We start from the raw sequence: 24,812 nt of genomic DNA on the forward strand, positions 1-24,812 counted from the left end.
ACCTCAGAGCGACACACAATCCAAGAAGCCCACGACCACCCCTCGACCCCGCCGCACGGGTTAAAACTCAAGCTAGGTTCTGTTTCGTAGTTGAGGCGGGGCTGCGGCTCCCACCCCAACTACGAAGCAGAACCTAGAACGCGGCGAACCGGCGGCGGTCCTGGCCGTTGATCATCGTGAAGTCGCCGCCCGCCTCGATGGTGCCGGCCACGTGGTTGACGGCTAGCACGCGGACGCCGATTACCCCGTTGGCGGTCGGCGCCCAACCGGTGAGCTGGCCCTTCGAGGTCACCGCGGCCAGCTTGAAGCGCGCCCGGGCCCCGTCCACGCAGCCGCCCTTGAGGCCGTTCCGCTCGGTCACGCAGGCGCTGTCGAAGTGGCCGCCGACGTAGGTGATGCCCCCGGTGGTGACGATCGCCGACGCGTCCCCGTCGAACACCCGCTGCCAGCGCAGGGCGCCCGTCCAGCCGTACGCGATCGCCCGTCCGCCCCGGCCCGCCGTGGCGACGTGCACGCCCAGCGGGTCCAGCGAGATCGCCCGCACCTCGGCCGGCACCCGCGGCCGGAACCGGGGCTCGACGATCCCGCTCACGCCGTTGACGCCGGCCAGCCGCAGTGTGCCCTTGACCGCGTTGACGGTGTGGAAGCCGCCACCGAGGTAGACCCGCGGGCCGGTGACCGCGAGCGCGTGCACGGTGTCGTCGGCGGCCGGGCGCCAGCGCGGGTCGAGCACGCCGGTGGTCAGCGAGAAGGCCGCCAGGTTGCTGCGCTTCTGGCCCGAGACGTCGGTGAAGCTGCCGCCCAGGTAGAGGCGGCCGTTGCCGGCGGCGAGCGCGTAGGCCGTGCCGGCCAGGGTGTGCCGGAACGACTTGAGGTCGCCGCTGGTGGGGTGGACGCGGGCCAGGGAGTCGCGGGCCTCGCCGTCGATCCGGTGGAAGCCGCCGGCGACGTAGACGCTGTCCGCAGTCGCGGCGAGGGCCCGCACCACGCCGTCAGCTCGGGGCGCCCAGTCGAGCAGCCTGCCGGTGCGCGAGTCGAAGGCGGCCAGCCGCTCGCGCGGGTAGGTGCGCCCGGCCACCGTGGCCGCGGTGAACGAGCCCCCGACGTACACCGTCGCCCCGCGGTGGGCGATCGCGTAGACGCCGCCGTTGAAGGTGGGTGCGGTGGACCGGACCTGCGGGGTGGCCGCGGGCGCGGCGGACGACGGAACGAGCAGAGCGATCAGGGCGACCAGGAAGAGGAGAAGACGAGGCACAAAGTGCCTAACCGTCGTGCGTCCGGGAAAGTCTCGCCCGATCTTGATCGTCGAAGAGGTCCGGCTGCTCGGCGAACGGCTCGAGAGCCGGCGGCTGAGTGCGCAGACCGAGCATGGCCAGCCACTCGACCAGCTGGCGGTGCACGGCGTCCGGGCCGTCGAGTTCGTTCTCGGTGACCGGCCAGCGGGCCGGGTGCACCAGCACGGCGTCGGTCTGCCAGCCACCCAGGCCGCCGTGCGAGCCGACCAGCTCCTCGAAGGCGGCCACCTCTTCGGTCACCGGGTCGACGCAGCTGATCAGGACCAGATCGCCGATGTGGACCGACTCCTGGTGGCGCAGCAGGTCGTGGCGGGCGCGGGGCCCGTACGGCAGAAGCGGGTCGACCCCCTCGACGACGCCGTCGACGAGCCGGTGGCTGCCCGAGCCGCCCAGCGCGACCGGCCCGTCCGCGGTCCGCACGATCACCAGGCCGATTCCGGGGTGGGCGGCCAGGCCGTTCACCAGCCGCGGGTAGGCCCGGTCGATCGCGGTCCGGTCGAGCCGCTCGGTGTAGCGGGTGAGATAGATCAGCGCCAGGTTGCCCGACGAGACCACCAGCAGCGGAGCCAGCGGCGACTCGGGGAAGTCCGGTTCGCGCGTGGCCTCGCTCTCGGCGGGCGTCGAGGGCGCGTCGGCGTGGCCCGGGGCCGAGAACCGCTCGACCACCTCGTCGAGGGTCTCGCCGTAGCGCTGCTTGAACGTGGCGCCCTGGCTCTGCCCGTGGTCGGACAGCACCACCAGGTGGTAGCGGCGGGCTGCCTCGGGGGCCAGCCGTTCGATCACGCCGAGCATGCGGTCGAGGCTCTCGAGCTGGCGCATCGACTCGGGCCGGGCCGGGCCGGCGTGGTGCGCCACCTCGTCGTAGTCGACCAGGTCGCAGTAGATGGCCGGGGCGCCGCGGGCCATCTGCTCGGCGACGAGGGACACGTTCACGTCGCGCAGCAGCATCGAGGCCGGCCGCAGGGCCAGGAAAGCGCCGGAGCGGCTCACCCGGGGTTGCAGGTTGCGGCGGCGCTGCAGGCGGGCCTGGTGCAGCTCGGTGAAGACGTCGCCGACACCGAGGACGAGGGCGCGTGTGAAGCCGTACGGGGAGGCCATGAACGCCGCCCAGCCGCGCGCCGACCGCCCGGGCAGTGCGGCGTGACTCACCGTGAGCAGGCTGACCGCCGCGTCGCCGCTGAACGCGTTGCCGATGCTCACCCCGCCGTCGCGCAGCAGGCCGCGACCGTCGCTGAGCCGCGGTTCGAGCACTGCCGCGTCACGCGGGCGGTTGGTCACCATGAGCTTGCCGGTGTCCTTCTCGAACCACCGGAACGCCGGGATCTGCCGGGTCGCGCCGTGCAGGATGCCGGCCTGGGACGCGGGCGTGGTGGAGGGCAGGCCGGTGTGCCAGCCGCGCATGGTGTGGCTGCCGGAGCGCAGCCAGTGGCCGAGCGTGGGCAGGTTTCCGGCACGTACCGCCCACCGCAGCACCGGTTCGGAAAGGCCGTCGAGCTGCACCATCAGCAGCCCGGGCTCGGTGCCCGGGCGGGGCCGGCGGAAGGTCAGCAGCGGACCGCCGGCGAGCCGGGACTGCCGGCGGCGCACGCCGCGCATCAGCCGCCGGGCTTCGCGCACGAACGTGTCCTCCGTGCCGCTGTCGGCCATCCAGTCGACGATCGCGGCGAACACGACGGCCAGGATCGCGGTGACCACCAGCGAGGGCAGGCCGCTGATCCGGTTGGCCGGGTCGATTTCGAGGGCGACCACGATGACCACGACCTGGGCGATGACCCCGAGCAGCATCGCGCCCCAGCCGCCGAGCGCGGTGATGCCCAGCAGCAGCAGCGGGCGCAGCACGGCGCCCACCCCGGCGACGATCGCCACCAGGCCCAGCGTGTCGACGATGTCGTTGCTCTCGACGCCCGGCATCAGCCAGAGCGTGACGGTGAGCACGACGAAGGTCACCAGCGCGCTGCGCAGCACGGCTCGGAGCCGGTTGAGGATCCGGCGCCAGCTCAACAGGACGCGAAGTTCGGCGCGCCAGCTGCGGACGACTGGAACGGAGGCGGGTTCGTGGGGGCTGATGGCCACCGGCAAACGATCGCACAACCACGGCCGGTGGTGACCGACCGTGCGCGGAATCACCCGGGCCCGGGCGTACACCCGGACGGGTGATCACCTGGGCCGGCTTGTCCGGCCCGGATAGCTTCGGAGCGGTGCGCGCCCGATTCGTCTTGATCATCCTTATCCTCCTCGGCCTCGCCGCCTGCGGCGCCCCCGAGGAGGAACCCGCCCCGGCGCCCCCGGCCAAGGTGGTCGGGTACTTCACCGGCTGGGGCGTCTACGCCCGCGACTTCCAGGTGAAGGACCTGGACGCGAGCGGGGCGGCGGGCCGGCTCACCCACCTGCTGTACGCGTTCGGCAAGGTCACCGGGGGCCGGTGCACCGCCGCGGACCGCTGGGCCGACTACGAGAAGCCGATCGAGGCCGCACACAGCGTGGACGGGGTCGCCGACCAGCGCGACGCGTCCTTGCGCGGCAACCTCGGCCAGCTGCGCAAGCTCAAGCAGAAGCACCCCGGGCTGCGGGTGTTGTGGTCGTTCGGCGGCTGGACCGGCTCGGCCGGGTTCACCCAGGCCGCCCGCGACCCGGAGGCGTTCGCCGCCTCCTGCCACGACCTGGTCGAGGACCCGCGCTGGGCGGGCGTCTTCGACGGCATCGACGTCGACTGGGAGTACCCGAACGCCTGCGGCCTGAGCTGCGACAAGAGCGGGCCGCAGGCGCTGCCACGGATGCTCGGCGCCTTGCGGGCGAAGTTCGGCCCGGACTCGGTGATCACCGCCGCCGTGCCGGCCGACGTGAAGAAGCTGACCGCCACCGACTACCGGACGGCGGCCGGCGCCGCGGACTGGCTGAGCGCCATGACGTACGACTATTTCGGCACCGGCGGTGACCCGGCGCGGAAGGCGCAGAAGACCGCGCCGCACTCGCCGTTGACCTCGTATCCCGGCATTCCCCGCGAGACGGCGACCACCACGACCACCATCGAGGAGCTGCTGCGGCTGGGCGTCCCGCCGTCGAAGGTGCTGCTCGGCATCGGCTTCTACGGCCGGGGCTGGACGGGGGTCTCGGCCGCCGGACCGGGCGGCGACGCGAGCGGCCCGGCCGCCGGCCGCTACGAGAAGGGCCTGGAGGACTACGAGGCCTTGGTCAAGCGGTGCCCGCCGACCGGAACGGCCGGCGGCACCGCCTACGCGCACTGCGGCTCCCAGTGGTGGTCCTACGACACCCCTGAAACGATCAAGGGCAAGATGGCGTACGCCCGCAGCAAGGCCCTGGGCGGCGCGTTCGCCTGGGAGCTCTCCGGCGACACCGCGAAGGCGGAGCTGCTCACCGCGGTGACCGACGGCCTCGCCGGCCCGAGGGAAAGTTAGCCGACCTGCACCCAGACGTTGTCGAGGGCGCCGTTGAACTGGTCGTTGTCGGCGAAGGCGCCCTTGCCGCCGATGCTCATCGGGCGGTTGTTGGTGACCGAGAGCGAGGCCGGGACGGTCGTGCGGCCGCGCAGGAGGTTGTCGACGAAGACGGCCAGGACGCCGCCGACCCGGGAGCAGCGCACCCGGTGCCAGCGGCCGTCGGCCACCGTGACCGTGCTGGTGGCCATCCGGATGCGGCGCAGCCGGTCGCCGACGAGCACGCAGCTCGGGTGCCCGGCGACGCCGTCGATCTGGAGCTTCCACTGGCTGCTCGTCTTCGAGAAGCCCTTCTGGATGACGTTCTGGCCCTTGCTCGTCTGCGTCGGGCTCAGATAGACGTCGGCGCCGAAGGAGATGTCACGGGCGCCCGGGTTGAGGTCGGGCGTCGACGGCGTCTGCAGGGCCACGTGCGGGCAGATGCGCAGCAGGCACCGGGACGGGAAGAGCAGTGCCGATCCCTGCCCGTGCGCGACCTTGCGGACGACGCCGCCGTGGCCCGAGATGATCCGCAGCGTGTGACCGCGGCCGGATTCGTCGAGTATCGGGTGCCCGTTGAAGGCGTACCGGGCCATCACCACGGACGTCGTGTCACCGCGGTCTGCCGGTCGGCTCCGCGCGGACACGGGGGCACCCGTGCTCACCACGACAGCGGCCGAGACAGCCACGGCCATTCCGCCGAACCACCTGGATCCCATGTCCTAATTATGGCTTGTGAACTGTTTGTAACCCTTCGGGCACTACCGGCCATCCGTCCGGACCACTCGACTGAACGGACTAATCCCCCGAACAGGCGTCAGCCCGACACCGTGGAGCTCTCCAACGGGACGGCGGCGCCCCGCACCAGGCCCAGCTGGACCCCCTGCCGGGGTAGCAGCAGGTCGAGCAGCCAGTCGGCCGCCACCCGCACCCGGTTGCCCGGCATCGAGAGCAGGTGGTAGCCGCGGGTCACCACCTTGGCCGGGAACCCGGTCAACGGCACGCCGAGCGGGTTGGCCGCCGCGTCGAGGCCGCCCAGATCGACGACGAAGCCGAGGTCGTAGTGCTTGTAGGGCCGGCGGCGGCCCTGCCCGTACGAGGCCGCGATGTTCCGGGCGACCGCCGTGCCCTGCCGGGTCGCGTGCTGCGCGGTCATGCCGGTGAGCTCGCCGGGACGGGTCAGGTCGGGCACGGCGGCGGCGTCGCCGATCGCGAACACGTCGGGGTGGCCGGGGACGCTCAGGAACTCGTCGACCACCAGGCGGCCGTTGTTGAGCGGCAGACCGAGGTCGGCCACCACCGGGTCGGGACGCACGCCGACACACCAGATGAGCGAGCGGGTGGGCACGAAGTCGCCCGTGGACAGGTGGACGCCGTCCTCAGTGGCCTCCTTGACGCTCGTCCGCAGCAGGAGCTCGACACCGCGCGAACGCAGCACGGCGTCGGCCGCGTCGCCCAGGCGCTCGTCGAGGCTGGGCAGCACCCGGTCGGCGGTGTCGAGCAGGAGCCAGCGCACCTTGTCGCGCAGGTCGGGCCGCTCGGCGGTGAGCGCGTCGGTGTAGAGCACGCCCTGCGCCGCCACCTCGGTGCCCGTGTAGCCGGCGCCGGCCACCACGAACGTGCAGCGGGCGCGCTGCTCCTCCTCGGTGGTGGCGTTGACGGCCAGTTCGATCTGGCGCGTGATGTGGTCGCGCAGGTAGAGCGCCTCGGGAATGCCGCGGTAGCCGTGCGCGTACATGGTCACGCCGGGCACGGGCAGCAGCTTGTTGACGCTGCCGGCCGCGATCACCAGGCGGTGGTAGCCGATCGAGCCGGCCCGGCCGTCGGGGTCGACGAAGGTGACCGTGCGGTTGTCGAGGTCGAAGCCCTCGACCTCGCCCAGCACCAGGCGCACGCCGGGAAGGGCGGCCTGAAGCGAGACGGTGACCCGGCGCGGTTCGAGGATGCCGGCCGAGACCTCGGGCAGCAGCGGCAGGTAGAGGAAGTAGTCGGTCGGGTTGATCACCACGATGTCGGCGCCGCCGCGGGACAGCTTGGCCAGGGTGCGGGCCGCGGTGAAACCGGCGAAACCGGCCCCGACGACCACGATGCGAGGGCGTGCCATTCAGGTTCCTTCCCTCCTGGGCGCCACCGACGCCCGCCGAGCGAACCGATGCCCGACCGACGCTACCGAAAACGGCGTCACCAGGGATGTGAGCGGCGTGACATTCGAGCGCCTCCGTTTCGCTGACCGTTCGGCCGATCTCAAAAATGGGCCGAACGGTTGTCGTCCGGCAAGGGATGGTTCGGCGTCTGGTATGGCGCCGAACAGTGCCCTCACGGGGAGGCACTGCACGGTGAAGTCGCTGGTCGGTGCCCACACGGGGTGGCATCGCCCGGCCCGCGCGGGGTGAAGGGGGAGGACGTGACCGGCAGCGCGGTCCTTGAGCCGCCTGGGTACGCTCACGTCTCCCTCGACACCTCGAACGGACACCTTCGAATGGACGCCCGCGAGGCCGACTATGCGCATTTCGTCCGTACGCGGACGCACGCATTGTTGCGCTCGGCGTACCTTTTGACCGGAGATCAACACCTGGCCGAAGACCTGGTGCAGGAGGCGCTCGCCCGCACCCACCGGGCCTGGCCGCGCCTCGACCGGGCCGAGAACGCCGAGGCGTACGCCCGGAAGGTCATGTACCACGCGCAGGTGTCCATCTGGCGCCGCCCCAAGGTGGCCGAGGTGCTGCCGGCCGACTTCGAGCCCGATCTCCGCCGGGGCGCCGACGACCCGGCCGACGCCGCTGTCGAGCGCCTGGTGCTACGCCGTGCCCTGCTCACGCTCAGCGCCAAGCAGCGGGCCGTGGTGGTGCTGCGCTTCTTCGAGGACCACACCGAGGCCGAGGCGGCCCAGATGCTCGGCGTGTCGGTCAGCACGGTCAAGACCCAGACCGGCCGTGCTCTCGACCGGCTCCGTGCCCTGCTGCCCGACCTGCGGGTACTCACCGACGTGCCGGAGGGTGGCCGATGAGCGCCGATCACGACCGGCTCCGGTCCTCGCTGCGCGACCTGGCCGACGTCGTCGAGCCCACCGACATGTACGACCGGGCCGTGCACCGGTCGCGCCGGATCGGCCGCCGCGAGGCCACCGTCGGCACGGGTGCCGCCGTGCTCGTGCTCGGGGTGCTGGCCAGCGGGCTGTGGCAGATTCCGCAGCACAAGCAGGCCGACGTCCCGGTCGCGGCCCGTCCGCAGTCCTCGGCCGCGGCCCGGCCGTCCTCAGTGGCGGCACCGCCCCTGCGAAGCGCCAAGCCGACCCGCACGTCCGCGTCCGCGACTGTCCCCGCTCGCCAGCGCGACCAGGGCGGCCGGCCCACGAAGAAGCCCCGCCCGGCCAAGCCGCAGTCGCGCGCGCTCTCCGACATGACCGGCCATGTCTTCTACGCCGAACGCGACAGCCGGCCCGACGTCGTCCGCATGTCACCGGACGACGGCGCGCACGAGGTGGTGCTGCGCGACGCCCCGTCCTCGGTCGGCATCTCACCCGACGGCAACCGGGTCGCCTACGTGTCCGACGGCACGCTGCTGATCAGCGAGGCCGGCGGCGAGCCGGAACAGGTGCTGGCGGGCGTGGTCGCCGCCGATCAGGCGCCGGTCTGGTCGCCCGGCGGCGACCGCCTGCTGATCGACGCGACCGAGCTCGACTCCGCGCCCGGCATCCTCGACGTCGAGACCGGCACGGTGACGCCGCTGCCCGCCGGGCTCGCTGCCGGACAGCATTTCCGCTGGTCGGGCGATGGCACAACGCTGGTCTACGCGACCTCGTACTGCGGCCTCAAACTGACCGAGGGCGATGCCGACACCAGCACCAGCGTGCCCGTGCTGGGCGCCACCCAGACCCGCGACAACCCCGACGGCCTGGCCGCCTGCAAGCCCACCAGCGTCGACGTCACCGGCCGCCGGGTGACCGTGCCGCTGCAGACCACGGGCGAGAACACGACCGGCACCGACACGGCCGACACGATCGTCGACACGTCGACCGGCCAGCTGGAGGATCTGCCCGTCCGCGGCTCGGTGGTGGGCGCCGTCTTCGACGCCGAGGGCAACCTGCTGGTCCGCACCGATGAGGACGGCCGGCGGGTGCTGTCGCTGTTCGGGCCCGACAACACGCTCAAGGTGCAGGCCACCGAGCCCGAGTCGGTGCGCGACCTGGATCTGCTGGCCTACACCCGCTGATGTCCGGCGCGCTCCCGCCGGGAGTGCGACGATGATCTCGATGGCCGTGCAGCAGCCGACCGCCCGGGCGACGAGCGGGGCGCCGCCGTGGTGGCGGCGGGGGCCCGCCGTGGCCGCCATCGTCGTGGTCGTGCTGGGGGTCGAGCTGGCGCTGGGCTGGTCGTCGCTGGCCACGGCCCTCGCCCAGCTGCGCGCGCCCGAGTGGGACTGGGTGGCCCTGGCGCTCGCGGCCGAACTGGCCTCGATGGGCACGTACGCCCGCATGCAGCGCGCCCTGCTACGCGGCGCGGGCACCAAGGTCAGCATGAAGAAGCACGTCGCCACCGCGTACGCGGCCCACTCGCTGAGCGCCACGCTGCCGGGCGGCCCGGTCTTCTCGACCACGTTCAACTTCCAGCAGCTCCGGCGGTACGGGGTCTCCCCCGCCGTCGCGTCGTGGTGCATCGCGCTCAGCGGGGTGCTGTCGGCCGGCGCCCTGGTGGTGATCGGCGCGGTCGGCGGCCTGCTCACCCGCAACACCGGCAGCTGGCACTCGCTGGCCGGCTACGCGATCGGAGCGGTGGCGGTGGCGTTCGGCGTACGCCAGCTGGCCGAACACCCGCACCTGCTGGACCGCCCGGTGCGGGCCCTGCTGGGCGGGGTCAACCGGGTGCGGCGGCGACCGCCCGAGCACGGCCACGCCCGGCTGGTCGGCTTCGTCGACCAGCTGCGCGAGGTGCGCGTCCGCCCGGCGAGCTTCGCCTTCGCGGTGGTGCTCGCCCTGCTCAACTGGCTCTTCGACGCGTTCTGCCTGTGGCTGTGCTGCGTCGCGGTGGGCGCCGGCGAGGTGAACCCGGTCAGCCTGGTCATCGCCTACTGCGCCGGGATGGCCGCGGCGAGCGTGCCGATCGTGCCCGGCGGCCTCGGCGTGGTCGACGCCGCGCTGGTGCTGGGCCTGGTCGCGGGCGGCCTGGACAGCGGCTACGCGGTGGCCGCGGTCGTGCTCTACCGCGTGATCAGCTTCGGCTTCATCATCGGCCTGGGCTGGCTGGTGTGGCTGGGAATCCGCTACAAGTACCGCGCGGCCGCCTAGCCTTTCCGGCCGAACAGTCGCCAGCCGCGCTTCTTGTTGTCGGCCGGGCGTGCGGCCTCGCCGTTGAGCACGGCCAGCCGGTGCTGGGCGACCGGGTTCTCGGGTTCCATCCGCAGCGAGATGAGCAGCGCCTGGCGCGCCTGGTCGAGGTGGCCGAGCGCGTCCAGTGTCACGCCGTGCGTGTAGTAGTAATGCGCCTCGGTCGGGTCGAGCCCGATCGCGGTGCGGGCAGCCTGCTCGGCGTCGGCGATCTGCCGCTCGGCCGAGAGCAGCGCCCAGGCCACCCGGTCGTGCCAGAGCGCGTTGCGTGGCTCGGCGATGACCGCCCGGTAGGCCATCGTGACAGCTTCCTCGTGCCGGCCCAGCACGGTGAGCGCGCGGCTCGCCAGGGCGAGCGGCCGCGGGTCGCCCGGGTCGAGCCGGATGGCCCGGTCGGCCGCGTCGAGGGCGGCCGGGGCGTCGTCCATCGCGAGCCTCAGCCGGGCCAGCAGGATCCAGCCCTCCCGGGCCGCGGGCTCGGTGGCCAGCACGGGCTGGAGCACGGCGACGGCCTGCTCCAGCTCGAGCTGTTCGAAGAGGGTGGCGGCCTGGGCGAAGGCCACCTCGGTACGGTTGTTGAAGGCACGCGGGCCGGCAGGCGCGGGCCCATCGGCGTCGAGTCGCTGGTCGGGGTCGGCCCGCAGGGGGTTAGCGGTCACGTAGACCACTTCGGCCGATTCGGGCCGGATTTGAGCGTTCGGCGTCAGGAAGGCTGCCAGCCCGCCGACCTCGTGTGATCGTGCGGCTCGTAGTACGGCACCTGCGCGTACGCCCGCACCGGGAACGTGCCGAAAGCCGTGATCCGCGGCGGCGCGGCAGTGAAGCGCGCACCGTGCGGCGGCAGGTTCTCGAGGCCGGTGAGGTGCTCGACGACCGGGATGCCCGCCGCCAGCAGCACGGTGTGTGCCGGTCGCTCGCCACCGGGCACGGCGTCGTCGAGGTTGACCGAGTCGATGCCGACCAGCGCGGCGCCCCGCTCGACCAGCAACGCGGCTGCTTCGCCGGTCAGGTAGGGCGCGTCGACGGAGTACTCGGGCGTGCCCCAGCCCCGGTCGCCACCGGTGTGCAGCAGCACCGCGTGCCCGGCCACGGTGAGCGGCTCGAGATCAGCCTCGGTGACTGCCCGGCGCCCGCTGCCGGCCGTGCGCACTACGACGGCGGGCAGGTCGGCCAGCCGTTCCAGGGGCATTCCGGCCAGGTCGGTGCCGCCGTCGTAGCGGTGCCTCGGCGCGTCCAGGTAGGTGCCCGTCTGTCCGAGCATCTCGATGCGGTCGAGGCTGAACTCGGTGCCCCGGGCGTAGTGCGGGCGTGACTGCTCCCAGCTCTGGTGGACAGTGATCGCCGGCGCCGCCATGCCCGGATAGGTCGTCATGCCGTCCGTGATCACGTGGCTGAGCTCGACGAACCGCAGCCGCGGGGCCGGATCGGGCGAGCCGGGCGCCGCCGGCTCGGCGAACGTGCGTACGCCGGTGAGCTCGACCCGCTCGACGTCGCGCAGCCCGAGCGAGCCGACCAGGATCCGGACCAGATCGGCCTCGGTGACCTCCAGGTGCGGCACCTCCACCCGCAGGCCTTGCGTCTGCAGGCGACCGCCCGTCGTGAAGGTGACTTCGGCCGTCACTTCCGCCCGATATTGCTGCACGCCGTTCCCCTATCGCAGCTCGATGATCGCTTCGATCAGCAACCAGATGCCGAAGATAGCGAAGAGCGCGGCCGCGCCGTACCGGATGGCCTTCTCGGGCAGGTGCCGGCCGAGCATGCGACCGACGACGATGGCCAGCGCGTCGGCCGCGACCATGCCGACCGTCGAGCCCAGCCAGGTGCCGAACCAGCCGTACTGGGTGGCCAGCGTGATCGTGGCCAGCATGGTCTTGTCGCCCAGCTCGGCCAGGAAGAACGCGCCGCCGACGGCCAGGATCGCCGAGCCGGTGCTGCGCTCGGCCTTGGTCTTCTCGTCGTCGGTCAGCTTGTCGCCGCGCAGCGTCCAGGCGCCGAAGGCGAGGAACGCGACGGCCGCGACCAGGTTGATCCAGCCGGTCGGCAGCGTCGCGCCGAGACCGTAGCCGATGCCGACCGACACCAGGTGCACGATCGCGGTGGCCACGGTGATGCCGATCAGCACCGGAAGGGTCTTGAAACGGGTCGCGAACGTCATCGCCATGAGCTGGGACTTGTCGCCCAGCTCGGCCACGAAGATCACCGCGAAACTGACCGCGGTCGCGGCGAGGAAGCCTTCCACAGATAACTCTCCCGATTCGAAGACCGGGAAGAAGAAGCGCAGGGCGGCCTCGACCCGGCCGTTGTGTGACAGCCAAGTCGAAGGTCTCGCTCGCCTTGTGTGAAAGGCCGCACGGCCGGACCCCGGAACGAGTCAGGAGTCAGTATGTCGACCGCGACATTGGGAGCTACTCCCCTTCGCGGAACCGAGCATAGCCAACGGCCCCCGCCGTCGGGCGGGGGCCGTGATCACTGTCACCGGCCGGTGATGAGTTTCCGCACCTCTTCGACGGGTCCCGGCGCCCGCTTGGCCTTGGTCGCCGCGACGGCGGCCGGCGGCTGGATCGGCTTGCAGCGCTTGTCGGAGCGCTCGCCCGGCAGCCGCTTCGGCAGCTTGCCGGTGGCCAGATAGTCGGCGATCGTGTCGTCGACACACCTGTTACCGGAGAGCGAACCCGAGTGGGTGGTGCCGTTGACGCCCTCGACCAGCACCGAGCGCGGGAACCGCTTGCGGACCTCGAGGCTGCCGCTGAACGGGGTGGCCGCGTCCAGGGTCTCGCTGATCAGCAGCACCGGCGGGACGGTCTCACCCGACACGGTCACCGGAATCCCGCTGCGAGCCGGCCAGGTCCGGCAGGGCGCGTTGTACCAGGCGTTGGCCCACGTCTCGAACGGCGCCTTGCGGTGCACCTCCCAGTTGTCGGCTGTCCACTTGGTCCAGCTCTGCGGCCACTCCGCGTCGGTGCACTGCACCCCGAGGTAGACCGCGTAGTTGTTGTCCGCGTCCTTGGTTTGCGGGTTGTTCGTGTCGTACAGCGTGCGGAGCCCGGACGCGTCGCCGTCGCGCACCCAGTCGCTGAAGGCGCGGGCGATCCCGTCCCAGCCGAAGGTGTAGTAACCGGCCTGCAGGAAGATGTCGGTCAGCTCGGACGGGCCGATCCTGCCGCCGGCCGGCTTGCGGGCCAGGTTCTTCTGCTCGGCGTAAAAGCGCCGCTCCACCTCGCGGCCGGTCCGGCCCAGGCGGTACGCCCGGTGGTTCTTGGCGATCCAGCGGAAGTAAATCTTGATGTTGCGGTCGAACGCGATGTCCTGGTCGAGGTTCGAGTCGTACCAGACCCGGGCCGGGTTGACGTTGCCGTCGAGCACCATGCGGCGCACGCGCTCGGGGTACCGGGTGGCATAGACCTGGCCCAGGTACGTGCCGTACGAGAAGCCGAAGTAGTTGATCTGACGGGCGTTCAGCGCCTGACGCAGCAGGTCCATGTCCCGTACGGTGTCGAGGCTCTTCAGGTGTTCGAGCAGCTTGCCGCCGGCCTTGCCGCAGGCCCGCGCGTAGCCCTCGGCCCGCTGGAGCCACGCGCGCTCGATCTGGGGCGTCGTCGGCACGTAGGCCGGCCGGTTGTAGCCGGTGTAGCCGGCGTCGCAGCTCAGTGACGGCTTGCTGGCCCCCACTCCGCGCGGGTCGAAACCGATCCAGTCGTACGCGGCCCCGGCCCCCTTGGGCACCAGCGCACCCATCACCGACAGGGCCCGGCCCTTGCCACCCGGTCCACCCGGGTTCACCAGCACGACGCCCTGATACTTGGCCTCGGCGACGGTGTGCTTGATCCGGGACACCGCGATCTGGATCTTCTCGCCGTCCGGGGCGGCGTGATCGAGCGGCACGGACAGCATTCCGCACTCGGCCTTGCGCAGCCGCAGGGCCGACTCGGCGCAGGCGCTCCACTTGATCGTCGGCGCTATCCGGCCCGCCGGGCTGAACTGTTGCGGACCTGCCTGGGCGGTGCTTGCCGGGGCAGCGATCACCGTCAGGGCGATCGTGGTGGCCGCCGCCAGAAGTCGTCTCATGCCAGCCTCTCGTGTCCGTTACGCCCCACTATGGTGGACTGTGGGTGGCCTGATGGGGACCGCCCACGCCGGAGCGCCACGAAAGAGCGGCTACGCGGTGACGCGTTTCCGCATCTGCTGAGCGACCAGGGCGGCCGCGCCGAGCACGGCCACGACCAGGCCGTAGACCAGAGCCGTGTCGTGCAGGCCGGCCGAGGTGGCCGCGAAGCCGGCGATCACGGCCGGAACGCTGAAGGCCACGTACGCGATGACCAGCGCCACCGCGAACAGCTCGCCGCGCTCGTGCGGGGCGGCCAGCACGGCCAGCGTGCCGAAGGAGGCCAGCGAAGAGGCGCCGAACCCGACGCCGGAGATCACCGTGCCGATGGCAGCCAGGAGCGCGCTGCCCAGCTCCAGGCCGGTCACGCTGATCGCCGCGCCGACGGTCAGCAGGCTGCCGGCCAGCAGCAGGACGCGCTTGGTGGGAACGTTGCGCAGCAGGAACGAGGTCAGCGCGCCGGTCCCGCAGAGCAGCGTCACCACCAGGCCGCCGACGAGGTGGCTGCCGATCCCGAACACGCCGGCCGCCACCGAGGGGCCGAGCGAGAGGTAGAGCCCGCCGATGGCCCAGCTCGCCACGATGATCGGGACGAGGGCGAACAGGTCGCCGCGCAGCCGGGGCGGAACGCCGAGCCGGGGTGCCAGCGAGGCGGCGGCGCCGGGGCGACGGGCCGAGGTCTCGGGGATGCGGGCCACGACGATGCCCGCCAGCACCATGCCGGCCAGCAGCAGCGCCCAGATGAAGTGGGTGGGCGAGGGTGCGTACTGGACCAGGACGCCGGTGCCGAGCGCGCCGACCGCCAGACCGGCGACCGGGGCGAGTCCGTTGATCAGACCGGCCCGGCCGGGCGCGTGCGGCGGATTGAGGTCGACCAGGGCCGCACCCAGCGTGGTCATCGCGGCGCCGGTGGCGATGCCCTGGATCAGCCGCGCGGCGAGCAGGATGCCGACGTCGCCGGCGGTCAGGAAGAGCACGAGCGAGACGGCCTCGAGCGCGATCGCCGCCGCGAGGACGGGACGGCGGCCGATGTGGTCGGAGAGCGCGCCGAGAACCAGCAGCGAGCCGATCAGGCCGACCACGTAGACGGCGAAGACCGCGGTCAGCGTGGTCGCCGAGAAGCTCCAGAGGTGCTGGTAGACGACGTACAGCGGAGACGGTGCCGCAGATGCCGCGGAGAACGTCACGAAGATCGCGGCAATCGCTGCGAACGCGACCGGGCGGGACAGCCGCCGGTTGCGGACGGACGGCGGAGCGTCGGCAAGGGTGGTCATGGAGGGTGCCTCCGAAAGATCTAACAGACAGGTCTGTCTGACCGGACGAGACTAGACAGGTCTGTCTGCTATCGTCAACGTCATGTCCGCTGCGTCACCCTCCACCACCCGCAAGCCGTCGGCCCGCGACCGGCTTCTGGCCGCCGCCGACGAGCTCTTCTACGCCGAGGGCATCCACACCGTCGGCATCGACCGCGTCATCGAGCGCGCCGGCGTCGCCAAGGCTTCGCTCTACAGCACCTTCGGCAGCAAGGAGGAGCTGGTCCGGGCCTACCTGGAGGGCCGGCACGCGCTGCGCCGCACCCGCCTGCTGGCCGGCTTGGAGCGTTACGACGACCCCCGCGACCGCCTGCTCGGCGTGTTCGAGGTGCTCGCCGAGCTGACCGGCACGCCCGGCTTCCGGGGCTGCCCCTTCTACAACGCCAGCGCCGAGTCGACCCCCGGCGGCGCGATCGAATTGGTCTCGAACGCCAACCGGGCGTGGACTCGTGGCCTCTTCTTCGAGCTGGCCCGCGACGCCGGCGCCAAAGACCCGGCCACGCTGGCCGACCAGTTGGTCGTTCTCTACGACGGCGCATCGGTCGGCGGGCGCATGGACAAGGACTCGAAGGCCGCCCTCATGGCCCGCGACATAGCCACCATGCTGCTGGCCACCGCCACCCTCTGACCAACTCGCCTCGCACTTCTCAGGATCGCGGGCGCACGCCCTCCAGTGCGAGATCGGTCAGCCGGGTGGCCTCGGCGGCCGCGTCGGCGCCGCCCTCGGTGGCGAGCGAGATGGCGTTCACCAGCGTCAGCAGATCGACGATCGACGCGTCGGGTCGCACGCTGCCGGCGGCGTGCGCGAGCCGCAGAAGCTCGCCGCCCGCGTCCACCAGCATCGTTTCGCAGGTGCTGTCCCGCGGCGGTTCGGCCGCGCGACCCCCGTCCAGCAGCGACCGGGCCAGACCCCGCGTGGTCGCCCCGTAGCGCGCGACGGCACGTAGCCACCCACCGAGCGCGGCGCCCGGATCGGGGTGCCCGGCCAGCTCGCGCGCCTGCGCGCACAGCACCTCGACGCGATCGTGGAACACCGCCTCCAGCAACGCCTGCCGCGACGGAAAGTGCCGGTGCAGGGTGGCCGAACCCACGCCCGCACGCCGGGCGATCTCCTCGAGCGATGCCTCAGCGCCATGGCGGGCGATCTCGGTCTCGGCAGCGGCCACGATCTGGTCGAAGTTGCGCCGTGCGTCCGCCCGCTTCGGCTTCACGAGTGCCACGCCGCCATCCTCCAAAAGTGGTGGGGTACCCCACTTCGTCTTTACCAAGTGGGGCGGCCCCCCATATCGTACGACAGGCAAGCGGGGCGCCACCCCGTTTTTTGAGACAGGGAGAAGACCATGAGCGAGGACATTCGCCGCGTCGTGCTGGTCACCGGCGCGAGTTCCGGTTTCGGCCGTCTGACCGTGGAAGCGCTGGCCCGGCGCGGCCACCAGGTCTACGCCGCTCTGCGCGACACGCCCGGCCGCAACGCCAAGGCCGCCGCCGAGCTGGCCGCACTCGCCTCGGCCGAGCAGCTCGATCTGCACGTCGTCGAGCTCGACGTGACCGATCAGGACTCCGCCGACCACGCGATCGACTCCGTCACCAGCGCGGCCGGCCGCTTGGACGCGGTGGTGAACAACGCCGGCGGGATCTTCCCGGGCCCGGTCGAGGCCTTCACCGCCGAGGAGGCTCAGCGTCAGTTCGATGTGAACGTCTTCGGCGCGCTGCGCGTGGCCCGGGCGGCGCTGCCGCGGCTGCGGGAGCAGGGACACGGCGTCCTCATCCAGGTCGGTTCGATCTCCAGCCGGATCACCATTCCCTACTCGGGGCTGTATGCCGCCAGCAAGGCCGCCCTCGGGAGCCTGACCGAGGCGTGGCACCACGAGCTGGCGCCGTTCGGGGTCGAGGCGGTCATCGTCGACGCGGCTCCGTACCCCACCAACATCGGCACGAATGCCGTGCTGCCGGCCGATTCGGCGCGCTTCGGGGCGTACGGCGAAGGTTTCGGCCGTTTTGTCGCCGAGCTCACTGAGCGCCAGACGCAGACCCCCGGCGACCCGACCGCCGTCTCGGACGCCATCGTCGCCCTGGTCGAGACCCCGGACGGTGAGCGCCCGCTCCGCACCGTCGTCGCCCCGGCCGCGCAGCTCGACGCCGTCCAGGCGCTCAACACCCAGGCCGCCGAAACCGCCCGAGCCGTCAGTGCCGACATGGGCGTGTCCGCCTTCTTGGCCGGCCACCCCGCCTCGTAGGCGCGACCCGGAAGCGTCCGGGATCAGCCGGCCAGGGCATCGAGACGGGCGACAGCGGACGGGGGCAGGGAGAGGTCCGCAGCGGCCACGTTCTCGCGGAGATGGGCGACGGAGGACGTGCCCGGGATCGGAAGCATGGTGGGGCTGCGCTGCAACAGCCAGGCCAGCGCAGTCTGCTGCGGGGTCGCCCCCACCGACGCCGCCACCTCGTCGAGAACGGTGGACTGCAGCGGGCTCCAACCGCCCAAGGGAAAGAACGGCACATAGCCGATGCCGTCCGCGGCCAGGCTGTCCACCAGGGCGTCGTCCGTCCGCAGAACCAGGTTGTACATGTTCTGCACGAAGACGACGGGGGCAATGGCCCGGGCCTCGGCGACCTGCTCGGCGGTGACGTTGGAGAGGCCGAGGTGCCGGATCAGGCCCTCCGTCCGCAGGCCGGCCAATTCGGCGAAGCTCCCGGCCAGCGCGCCGGGGCCTTCGACGCGCAGGTTGACTGCGTCGAGAGCGTCCAGGCCGAGGTGCTCGAGGTTCGATTCGACCTGGGCGCGCAGGTCGTCCGGGGCGGGGTCCCAGCTTCCGCCGGGTCCCCGGCGGAAGCCGACCTTGGTGACGATCCGAAGATCCGGCGGGTACGGGTGCAGCGCCTCCCTGATGATCTCGTTGGTCACGAAAGGCCCGTAGTAGTCGCTGGTGTCCAGGTGCGTGACGCCCAGGTCGACGGCCTCGCGCAACACCCGGACCGCCGTGGCGCGGTCGCGCGGCGGGCCGAAGGCGTTGGGCCCGGCGAGTTGCATGGCACCGAAACCGATGCGGGTCAGGGTCAGGTCGTCGGCGAGCGTGACGGTGTCATTCATGGCTTCGAGCGTGCCGCCGCGACGGCGGCGACGGGAGCCAACGAAGGTGCTGGTACAGGCCGTACCACCCAAGGACGGGCGGGCCGGAGGACCATGGTGGGCATGAGTCAACTCGGTGCGGCGCTGCGGGCCTGGCGGGACAGGCTGGATCCGGCGGCGCTGGGACTCGCGCACCATTCGCCTCGGCGGGTGGCGGGGTTGCGGCGGTCGGAGCTGGCGATGCTGGCCGGCATCTCGGTCGAATACGTGGTCCGGCTGGAGCAGGGCAAGGCGACCACCCCGTCGGCCCAGGTCTGTGCGGCGCTGGGCCGCGCGCTGCAGCTGTCGGACGACGAGCAGGCGCATCTGATGCGCCTGGCCGGGCACGCCGCCGATCCGGGACGGGTGCCGCGCCTGATCCCCGGCAGCCTGCACCGGATAGTGGATCAGCTGAAGGACAACCCGGTCGCGGTCTACGACGCGACCTGGCAACTGCTGCATTGGAACCGGCTGTTCGCGGCCACGTTCGGTGATCCGACACGGCAGCCCGAGGCGGAACGCAGCGCGCTGATCGGCCAGTTCGAAGGGCGCTTCTCGTGGATCCGCCAGACCGCGGCCGAGCGCGCCGAGTTCGAGAACTCCCTGGTGGCCGACCTACGCGCGACCACCGGCCGGTATCCGAACGATCCCGGCCTGGCCGCTCTGGTGGCCCGGCTGGTGCGCATCGATCGGTTCCGACGGCTGTGGGATTTGCGCGCGGTGGCCGAGCACGAAACCGCGAGCAAGACCGTGGAGCACCCCGAGGTCGGCGACATTCCGATCGACTCCAACGTTCTGACCACCCAGGGCACGGACCTGCGGATGGTGGTGAGCACCGCGCGACCGGGCACGGACGCGCGCGGCAAGCTCGACCTGCTGGCCACGATCGGCCTCCAGAAGATGTCCCCCGCTTCGTAGGCGCCTCAGTGCCGGCCGGGCGCGACCCTGCGACTCGGCCGCACTCCGCTAGGAGGCCTGCTCGGTGGCAAGGTCGCTGAGCCGCTCCAGCGCCGGCAGGGCGGCGACGACCGCCTCGTACTGCTCGGGAGTGAGGCCCTGAAGCAGTTCGGACAGCGCCTCGGCACGCACCCGGCGGCGGTGCGACACAGCCTCGCGACCGGCCTCGGTGATGCTCACAACCACGGCCCGCCCGTCGCTGGGGTCGCTCGTCCGCTCGGCCAGCCCCTCCTTCTCGAGGCGGGTAACCAGCTGCGTCATGGCCGGCTGGCTGATCCCCTCGGGCGCGTAGAGCTCACACAGGCGGTGCGGGCCGGAACGCTCGAGGCGGCGCAGCGTCGAGGCGGCGGTCAGGCTCAGCGGGCCGCGCGGTGTCAACCGGCGGAGCGTCTCGTAGAAGCGCTCGAAACCGGCGGCGACAGCCGCATCCTCGGCGGGCATGGTCGGATCCGTGGTCACGGTGGCAGGCTGCACAACCCCAATTTATATCGCTGACTTATGTACGCAGAATTCGCCCGTACGTGCGGGCCGTCCAGCAGACCTAGGGGCGACCGAAATGTCACCATGCAGAAATGGTCGACCACAGCTCGGACGCCGCGGACAGCGACTCCTGGCTGCACCCGCACCTGGGCACCACCACCCGCGGCGGCCACGCCCCGCGCGAGTACGTGGTCGCCCTGCAGCATGTCGCCCTCGCTCTCGACGCCGACCCCCGCTGGCGATCGTGGTGGCAGCAGTCCGGCCTCAGCTCCTGCGAGCTGGGCATCGTCGCCGAGGGGCGGCTCGACCACCTGCGGCCCAGCGCCGACATCCGCCGCCTCGAGGACCGCCTTCAGGCCAACTTCACCTGCGCCCTGCCCACCGGCACGGCCTCGGCCGAACGCACCGCCGCCGACGAGGTGCGCGCGATGTTCGAGGTGATCCGCCAGGCCCTCACGCTGCCCGCGCTGCCGCCCAGCCCACCCCTGCCGTGCGTCCCCCGCGACGTCCCGGACGTGCCGGTCACCGCCAAGCGCCTGCCCGAGCCCACGCACGAGCCCGAGGTGCAGGGCTACCTGACCCTCACCCAGATCCAGGAGTTCTTCGCCTAGTTCTAGGACGGGCCCTCGACCCAGGTGAGTGCGACCAGCTCGCGGAGCTGGGTGAGCGCGTCGCTCTTGGCCGGGCCCTCCGGCAGCTCGCGGCGGGCGGCCGCGACCAGGTCCGAGCGCAGCAGCGCGTAGATCTGTTCGCGGCCCGCATCGGGCAGGTCGGGTATCCACAGGCTGCCGAGGTTCTCCGCGACGACCAGGCGGAGCCGGTCGGCGGTCTTCCGGTCGTCGAGACGCGGGATGAGATATTCCAGCGTCCATTCGAAGAGCCCGCCCGTCGCCTGCCAGTCCCGGCCGGGTCGAACCATGATGAGAGCCGCCATTGTCGCCGTCCCAGGATGAAGACCCGCGGTGCCAAGCCCTGCTCCGTCACGAACTTTTCCACCTTTGCCACCTGGTCGGCGGTGAACAGTGAGACGTCCACCGGCACCAGGTCCGCCTTCTTCAGATGCAGCACGATCTGCTGCGAGAAGCGCGCCCACTGCCGTTCGAACCGGTGGGCCGCGAACGGGCCCACCGCGTCGTACGAGCGTCCGCGCTGGTCGAACCAGTCGGCCCGGCACCCGGGAGCGGCCCGGGTCAGGCGCACGCCCAGCTCGACCTCGATACGGACAGCCGTCACCGCCTCGTTGTGCCGGTAGCGACCGGTAGCAGGGTCCATGCCCAGCGCGCGGATCCGCTCCCGCTCAGGCGCCAGAACCGATCTGAGCAACATGGGGTCCATCCCCAGCGCACGGATCCGTTCCCGTTCGGGGGTCGGATCCGGCGCGCGCATCAGCTTTGCACTCGCTCGGGCCGGTGGGCGCCCGGCTCTTTGGCGGGGCGCCGATCCTTGACCGAGGGCCGTTCCTCGGCCGCAGGTCGCTCCTCGGCCGAGGTCTCGGGTCGTGGAGCCGCCGGGGTGACAACCACCGGAACGCCGCCCTGCCCGATGCCCGCGTAGATCACCGGCCGGGCGCCGCGCACGGTCAGCGCGTGCGCCACCCCGAGCAGGAACGCGGCAGCCAGCGCGACCGGCACTATCCAGCGCAGCGGCGAGCCGCCGGGCACGCCGAACAGCGCGGCGAGGTCGCGGAGCACGAGGTAGCCCAGCGCGCCCAGGGCGACGCTGGCCAGCACCGGCGCGGCGAAACGGGTGAACGCGCCCTCGCCGTTCGGCACCCGGTTGAGGTGCAGCAGCGCGGCCACCGACGTCAGGATCAGCAGCACCAGGATGCCGGCGCCGCCCGCGATCATCAGACGGCGACCGGTCAGCGGCGCGTCAGCCACTTCGACCGCGACCGCCCCGGCCAGCAGCAGCGCGGCGACGGCGGACTGGGTCAGTGAGGCGCCGCGAGGAGCCAGGGTGCGGCGGGAGGTGCGACCCAGCCCGGCCGGCAGAACGCGTTCCCGGCCGAGCGCGAACAGGTAGCGCGACATCGCGCAGTGCAGACCCAGGATCGCCGCGAGCAGCCCGGTGAGCAGCATCAATCGGCCCAGCGTGACGGCCCAGGGCGCGAGCCGGGCGGCAGCCAGGTCGAACAGCAGCTCGGAGCCGCGGGTGCGGGCCAGCCCGGTGATCCGGCCGGCGCCGGCGGCCGCGCTCAGCGACCACGAGGCGCCGGCCAGCAGGAGGGCGAAGACGACGACGGTCGCGTAGGTGGCCAGGCCGGAGTCCCGCCGGGGGCGGATCGATTCCTCGGCGTACGCCCCGGTGGTCTCGAAGCCGGCGAAGGCGAGCACGCCCACCGCGAGCAACAGACCGAGCGCGGACCGGTCGATCCCCGGCCCCGGTGGGAGGATGCTGCCGACGGTGAGCCCGCCGGCGCCCGGATCGAGCACATTGGCCGTCGCGAAGCCGGCCGCCACCGCGATCTCGGCCAGCACGATCAGCGCGATCAGACCGCCGACGATCTCGACCCGGATCGTGCCGCAGAGCGCCACCAGCAGCCAGCAGCCGGCGGCGACCATCCACCACTCGGCGCCCACACCGAACCAGCTGCGTAGCAGGGGAGCCGCGGCGGCGCCCACCAGACCGTAGAGGCCGAGTTGAATCGCCTGGTAGGACGCGAGGGCGAGCCAGGCTGAACCGATTCCGGCCGGCCGGCCCAGGCCACGAGCGACATACGCGTACATCGCACCGGCGAAGGGCGCACGGTTGGCCATGGCGGCGTAGCCGGGTGCGAACACGACGAGGACGACGCCGAGGGCCAGGAAGCTCAGCGGAACCAGAGGCCCGCCGCCGGTGGCGTAGGCGGCGGGCACCACGGTGATGAGAACGGCGATGGGCGCCGTCACGGCCAGCGCGAAGAACGTGACAGCGGCCGCGCCGAGACGGCCGGGTGCGAGGGTGTGCGGTGACTCCTCGGGCGTACCCACCCGTCTATTTGATCCTGAAGAGTGACTGCCTGACAACTGGCCGTAAGGTTTCACTCACGGCTCAATGAGGATCTTCCTCCCGACCCCGGCCCGGAACTGGTCGAGCGCCTGCGCGTAGTCGGCCAGCGGAAAGCGGTGACTCACGAAGATCGACGGGTCGAGCACCCCGGCCGCGAGCAGCTGCCCGGCGCGGTCGAAGCTGTGCAGCACCGCCATCGAGCCGGTGATCGTGATCTCGCGCCGATAGATGTCGTACGGCTCGATCGCGACCCGGGCGTCATAGCTCGACACTCCGAACTGGAGAAACGTGCCACCGCGCCCCACCCGGGACAAACCATCCCGGATCGCCGCCTCGGCGCCCGTGCAGTCGATGACCACGTCGAAGCCCCGCGGGGCGTCCAGCTCGGCGGCCGAGGTGGTCGCGGCCGAACAGCCCAGCCGCTCGGCCGTCTCGAGCCGGGCCGGGTTGAGGTCCACCATGGACACCGACTCGGCCCCGGCCCGCTTGGCCAGCTCCAGCATCATCAGCCCCATCGTCCCCGAGCCGTAGATGAGGTACGAGGTGGCCATCGCCCGCGGCAGCACGTCGAAGCCGCGGACCGCGCACGAGAGCGGCTCGATCAGCGCCGCATCCCTGGCGGCGAGGTGGCTCGGCAGCTTGAACAGGTTCGCCATCGGCGCCGCCACGAACTCGGCGGCGCCGCCGCTGACCGTCACCCCGATCGCCGCCCAGTTCTCGCACTGGTTGCCCCGCGCCCGCTTGCAGTAATAGCAGTAGCCGCAGTACAGCGACGGATCGACCGCGACCTGGTCGCCGACCGCGTAGCCGGTGACCGCCGAGCCGACCGCGACGATCTCGCCGGCGAACTCGTGACCGGGCACGATCGGGAACGACGGGGCGAACTCGCCGTCCATGATGTGCAGGTCGGTGCCGCAGATACCGACGGCGGCCGGCTTGACCACCACGTCGGTCGGGCCCGGAGCCGGGTCCGGCACCTCCTCGATCGCGATCGTTCCGGGCGTGACGACGACGGCTGCCCTCACTTGACGGCTCCCATCGAGAGGCCGCGGACGAGCTTGTTCTGGGCCACCCAGCCGGCGATGAGCACCGGCAGCGACACGATCGTCGCGGCCGCGCACAGCCGGGCCAGGAAGGCGCCCTCGGACGAGATGAACCCGACCAGGAAGATCGGCGACGTGCCGGAGTTCGTGGCGGTCAGGTTCACGGCCAGGAAGAACTCGTTCCAGGCGAAGATGAAGCAGATCAGCGCCGTGGCGGCCAGACCGGGGCTGACGATGGGCAGGATGATCTTGCGGATCGAGGTGAGCAGCCCGGCCCCGTCCACCTCGCCCGCCTCCAGCACCTCGCGCGGCACCTCGAGCAGGAACGAGCGCATCATCCAGACCGCGAGCGGCAGGTTCATGCTCGTGTAGAGGATGACCATCGTCCAGATGTTGTCGAGCATGCCGAGGTGCTTGACCAGCAGATAGACGGGCAGGAAGGCGGCGACGACCGGCATCATCTTGGTGCTGATGAAGAAGAAGAGCGAGTCGCTCCACTTGGCCACGGGACGCAACGACAGGGCGTACGCAGCCGGGGTCGCCAGCAGCACGACCAGGAGCGTCGAGAAGACGCTGGCCATCAGCGAGTTGAGCAGGAACGGCGTGATGTTGCGGTCGAAGACCTGGCCGTACTGGGCCAGGGTGGGCGCGAAGAACCAGGACGGCGGGTTGGTCGCGGCCGCGTTCTCCTGCTTGAAGCTGGTGAGCACCATCCAGATCACCGGGAAGACGAACACGATCCCGGCGATCCAGGCGGCGACGCCCCAT

At 71.7% G+C, this 24,812-nt stretch carries 24 protein-coding genes; 8 read left to right on the top strand and 16 right to left on the bottom strand.

Annotated features, from left to right (window positions below; all coding sequences use genetic code 11):
• Positions 1-133: 133 nt before the first annotated feature.
• Entirely contained in the window at positions 134-1,255 is a 1,122-nt protein-coding gene (locus tag KXC43_RS30495; protein ID WP_221379648.1) for a hypothetical protein, read from the bottom strand.
• A gap of 7 nt (positions 1,256-1,262) precedes the next feature.
• Positions 1,263-3,368 (bottom strand): alkaline phosphatase family protein, encoded by a 2,106-nt coding sequence (locus KXC43_RS30500; protein ID WP_221379649.1) that lies wholly within the window; start codon positions 3,366-3,368, stop codon positions 1,263-1,265.
• A gap of 125 nt (positions 3,369-3,493) precedes the next feature.
• Here KXC43_RS30500 and KXC43_RS30505 point away from each other — a divergent pair, with 125 nt between their 5' ends.
• Positions 3,494-4,711, top strand: a complete 1,218-nt coding sequence (locus KXC43_RS30505; protein ID WP_308129321.1) for a glycoside hydrolase family 18 protein — start codon at positions 3,494-3,496, stop codon at positions 4,709-4,711.
• On the opposite strand, the gene KXC43_RS30510 is transcribed toward KXC43_RS30505, so the two are convergent.
• Complete coding sequence (locus tag KXC43_RS30510) at positions 4,708-5,448, bottom strand: LamG-like jellyroll fold domain-containing protein (protein ID WP_255645110.1); 741 nt, start codon at positions 5,446-5,448, stop codon at positions 4,708-4,710. The genes KXC43_RS30505 and KXC43_RS30510 overlap by 4 nt on opposite strands.
• Positions 5,449-5,546: 98 nt before the next feature.
• Positions 5,547-6,833: an NAD(P)/FAD-dependent oxidoreductase gene (locus tag KXC43_RS30515; protein WP_221379650.1), complete on the bottom strand. Its 1,287-nt coding sequence runs from the start codon at positions 6,831-6,833 to the stop codon at positions 5,547-5,549.
• Between the two features lie 375 nt (positions 6,834-7,208).
• Between KXC43_RS30515 and KXC43_RS30520 the strand changes: the two genes are divergently transcribed.
• The 3 genes from KXC43_RS30520 to KXC43_RS30530 are packed head-to-tail and all read left to right on the top strand — an operon-like array spanning position 7,209 to position 10,013.
• A complete protein-coding gene (locus KXC43_RS30520; protein WP_221379651.1) occupies positions 7,209-7,736 on the top strand; it encodes a SigE family RNA polymerase sigma factor in 528 nt (175 codons plus the stop codon).
• On the top strand, positions 7,733-8,941 hold the full coding sequence (locus KXC43_RS30525) for a hypothetical protein (RefSeq protein WP_221379652.1): 1,209 nt from the start codon (positions 7,733-7,735) through the stop codon (positions 8,939-8,941). The genes KXC43_RS30520 and KXC43_RS30525 overlap by 4 nt, the downstream gene beginning before the upstream one ends.
• Positions 8,942-8,981: 40 nt before the next feature.
• Positions 8,982-10,013: a lysylphosphatidylglycerol synthase transmembrane domain-containing protein gene (locus KXC43_RS30530; RefSeq protein WP_221379653.1), complete on the top strand. Its 1,032-nt coding sequence runs from the start codon at positions 8,982-8,984 to the stop codon at positions 10,011-10,013.
• Here KXC43_RS30530 and KXC43_RS30535 read toward each other — a convergent pair.
• The 5 genes from KXC43_RS30535 to KXC43_RS30555 all read right to left on the bottom strand — a co-directional run bounded on the left by KXC43_RS30535 (position 10,010) and on the right by KXC43_RS30555 (position 15,428).
• On the bottom strand, positions 10,010-10,711 hold the full coding sequence (locus KXC43_RS30535; protein ID WP_308129322.1) for a tetratricopeptide repeat protein: 702 nt from the start codon (positions 10,709-10,711) through the stop codon (positions 10,010-10,012). The two genes, KXC43_RS30530 and KXC43_RS30535, sit on opposite strands and share 4 nt — an antisense overlap.
• A gap of 44 nt (positions 10,712-10,755) precedes the next feature.
• Positions 10,756-11,673, bottom strand: a complete 918-nt coding sequence (locus KXC43_RS30540; RefSeq protein ID WP_308129323.1) for a cyclase family protein — start codon at positions 11,671-11,673, stop codon at positions 10,756-10,758.
• A gap of 30 nt (positions 11,674-11,703) precedes the next feature.
• Positions 11,704-12,291: a TMEM165/GDT1 family protein gene (locus KXC43_RS30545; protein WP_221379655.1), complete on the bottom strand. Its 588-nt coding sequence runs from the start codon at positions 12,289-12,291 to the stop codon at positions 11,704-11,706.
• A gap of 233 nt (positions 12,292-12,524) precedes the next feature.
• Positions 12,525-14,117, bottom strand: coding sequence for an alpha/beta hydrolase (locus KXC43_RS30550; protein ID WP_221379656.1), 1,593 nt, complete (start codon positions 14,115-14,117; stop codon positions 12,525-12,527).
• A 90-nt stretch (positions 14,118-14,207) separates the two neighbouring features.
• Positions 14,208-15,428 (bottom strand): MFS transporter, encoded by a 1,221-nt coding sequence (locus tag KXC43_RS30555; RefSeq protein WP_221379657.1) that lies wholly within the window; start codon positions 15,426-15,428, stop codon positions 14,208-14,210.
• Positions 15,429-15,510: 82 nt separating this feature from the next.
• Here KXC43_RS30555 and KXC43_RS30560 point away from each other — a divergent pair, with 82 nt between their 5' ends.
• Positions 15,511-16,095, top strand: a complete 585-nt coding sequence (locus tag KXC43_RS30560; protein WP_221379658.1) for a TetR/AcrR family transcriptional regulator — start codon at positions 15,511-15,513, stop codon at positions 16,093-16,095.
• A 19-nt stretch (positions 16,096-16,114) separates the two neighbouring features.
• Here KXC43_RS30560 and KXC43_RS30565 read toward each other — a convergent pair whose 3' ends face one another.
• Positions 16,115-16,687 (bottom strand): TetR/AcrR family transcriptional regulator, encoded by a 573-nt coding sequence (locus KXC43_RS30565; protein WP_221379659.1) that lies wholly within the window; start codon positions 16,685-16,687, stop codon positions 16,115-16,117.
• 120 nt (positions 16,688-16,807) lie between these two features.
• Here KXC43_RS30565 and KXC43_RS30570 point away from each other — a divergent pair, with 120 nt between their 5' ends.
• Entirely contained in the window at positions 16,808-17,704 is an 897-nt protein-coding gene (locus tag KXC43_RS30570) for an SDR family oxidoreductase (RefSeq protein WP_221379660.1), read from the top strand.
• A 23-nt stretch (positions 17,705-17,727) separates the two neighbouring features.
• Here the strand turns inward: KXC43_RS30570 and KXC43_RS30575 are convergent, their stop codons facing one another.
• Positions 17,728-18,558, bottom strand: coding sequence for an oxidoreductase (locus KXC43_RS30575; RefSeq protein ID WP_221379661.1), 831 nt, complete (start codon positions 18,556-18,558; stop codon positions 17,728-17,730).
• A gap of 102 nt (positions 18,559-18,660) precedes the next feature.
• Between KXC43_RS30575 and KXC43_RS30580 the strand changes: the two genes are divergently transcribed.
• Positions 18,661-19,494, top strand: coding sequence for a helix-turn-helix transcriptional regulator (locus tag KXC43_RS30580; RefSeq protein ID WP_255645112.1), 834 nt, complete (start codon positions 18,661-18,663; stop codon positions 19,492-19,494).
• A gap of 48 nt (positions 19,495-19,542) precedes the next feature.
• On the opposite strand, the gene KXC43_RS30585 is transcribed toward KXC43_RS30580, so the two are convergent.
• Positions 19,543-19,992 (bottom strand): MarR family winged helix-turn-helix transcriptional regulator, encoded by a 450-nt coding sequence (locus KXC43_RS30585; protein ID WP_308129324.1) that lies wholly within the window; start codon positions 19,990-19,992, stop codon positions 19,543-19,545.
• 113 nt (positions 19,993-20,105) lie between these two features.
• Between KXC43_RS30585 and KXC43_RS30590 the strand changes: the two genes are divergently transcribed.
• Positions 20,106-20,624 (top strand): hypothetical protein, encoded by a 519-nt coding sequence (locus KXC43_RS30590; protein ID WP_221379663.1) that lies wholly within the window; start codon positions 20,106-20,108, stop codon positions 20,622-20,624.
• A 2-nt stretch (positions 20,625-20,626) separates the two neighbouring features.
• Here the strand turns inward: KXC43_RS30590 and KXC43_RS30595 are convergent, their stop codons facing one another.
• The 4 genes from KXC43_RS30595 to KXC43_RS30615 all read right to left on the bottom strand — a co-directional run bounded on the left by KXC43_RS30595 (position 20,627) and on the right by KXC43_RS30615 (position 24,781).
• Positions 20,627-20,932 (bottom strand): hypothetical protein, encoded by a 306-nt coding sequence (locus KXC43_RS30595; RefSeq protein WP_255645113.1) that lies wholly within the window; start codon positions 20,930-20,932, stop codon positions 20,627-20,629.
• A 466-nt stretch (positions 20,933-21,398) separates the two neighbouring features.
• The gene (locus KXC43_RS30605) at positions 21,399-22,982 is read right to left on the bottom strand and encodes an APC family permease (protein WP_308129325.1); all 1,584 of its coding nucleotides are present in this window, start codon (positions 22,980-22,982) and stop codon (positions 21,399-21,401) included.
• A gap of 54 nt (positions 22,983-23,036) precedes the next feature.
• On the bottom strand, positions 23,037-24,026 hold the full coding sequence (locus tag KXC43_RS30610) for a zinc-dependent alcohol dehydrogenase family protein (protein ID WP_221379665.1): 990 nt from the start codon (positions 24,024-24,026) through the stop codon (positions 23,037-23,039).
• Positions 24,023-24,781 carry a carbohydrate ABC transporter permease gene (locus KXC43_RS30615; protein ID WP_308129326.1) on the bottom strand — a complete coding sequence of 253 codons (759 nt, stop codon included), beginning with the start codon at positions 24,779-24,781 and terminating at the stop codon, positions 24,023-24,025. The genes KXC43_RS30610 and KXC43_RS30615 overlap by 4 nt, the downstream gene beginning before the upstream one ends.
• Between the last annotated feature and the right edge of the window lie 31 nt (positions 24,782-24,812).

This window comes from Paractinoplanes polyasparticus (assembly GCF_019710575.1).
Lineage (GTDB): Bacteria > Actinomycetota > Actinomycetes > Mycobacteriales > Micromonosporaceae > Actinoplanes > Actinoplanes polyasparticus.

What these genes read in the sequence shown, in the direction of transcription:
- KXC43_RS30510 (WP_255645110.1), bottom strand. Translation starts at nt 5,448, where the DNA reads ATGGGATCCAGGTGGTTCGGCGGAATGGCCGTGGCTGTCTCGGCCGCT.
- KXC43_RS30515 (WP_221379650.1), bottom strand. Translation starts at nt 6,833, where the DNA reads ATGGCACGCCCTCGCATCGTGGTCGTCGGGGCCGGTTTCGCCGGTTTC.
- KXC43_RS30520 (WP_221379651.1), top strand. Translation starts at nt 7,209, where the DNA reads ATGGACGCCCGCGAGGCCGACTATGCGCATTTCGTCCGTACGCGGACG.
- KXC43_RS30525 (WP_221379652.1), top strand. Translation starts at nt 7,733, where the DNA reads ATGAGCGCCGATCACGACCGGCTCCGGTCCTCGCTGCGCGACCTGGCC.
- KXC43_RS30530 (WP_221379653.1), top strand. Translation starts at nt 8,982, where the DNA reads ATGGCCGTGCAGCAGCCGACCGCCCGGGCGACGAGCGGGGCGCCGCCG.
- KXC43_RS30550 (WP_221379656.1), bottom strand. Translation starts at nt 14,117, where the DNA reads ATGAGACGACTTCTGGCGGCGGCCACCACGATCGCCCTGACGGTGATC.
- KXC43_RS30555 (WP_221379657.1), bottom strand. Translation starts at nt 15,428, where the DNA reads ATGACCACCCTTGCCGACGCTCCGCCGTCCGTCCGCAACCGGCGGCTG.
- KXC43_RS30560 (WP_221379658.1), top strand. Translation starts at nt 15,511, where the DNA reads ATGTCCGCTGCGTCACCCTCCACCACCCGCAAGCCGTCGGCCCGCGAC.
- KXC43_RS30570 (WP_221379660.1), top strand. Translation starts at nt 16,808, where the DNA reads ATGAGCGAGGACATTCGCCGCGTCGTGCTGGTCACCGGCGCGAGTTCC.
- KXC43_RS30575 (WP_221379661.1), bottom strand. Translation starts at nt 18,558, where the DNA reads ATGAATGACACCGTCACGCTCGCCGACGACCTGACCCTGACCCGCATC.
- KXC43_RS30580 (WP_255645112.1), top strand. Translation starts at nt 18,661, where the DNA reads ATGAGTCAACTCGGTGCGGCGCTGCGGGCCTGGCGGGACAGGCTGGAT.
- KXC43_RS30590 (WP_221379663.1), top strand. Translation starts at nt 20,106, where the DNA reads ATGGTCGACCACAGCTCGGACGCCGCGGACAGCGACTCCTGGCTGCAC.
- KXC43_RS30595 (WP_255645113.1), bottom strand. Translation starts at nt 20,932, where the DNA reads ATGGTTCGACCCGGCCGGGACTGGCAGGCGACGGGCGGGCTCTTCGAA.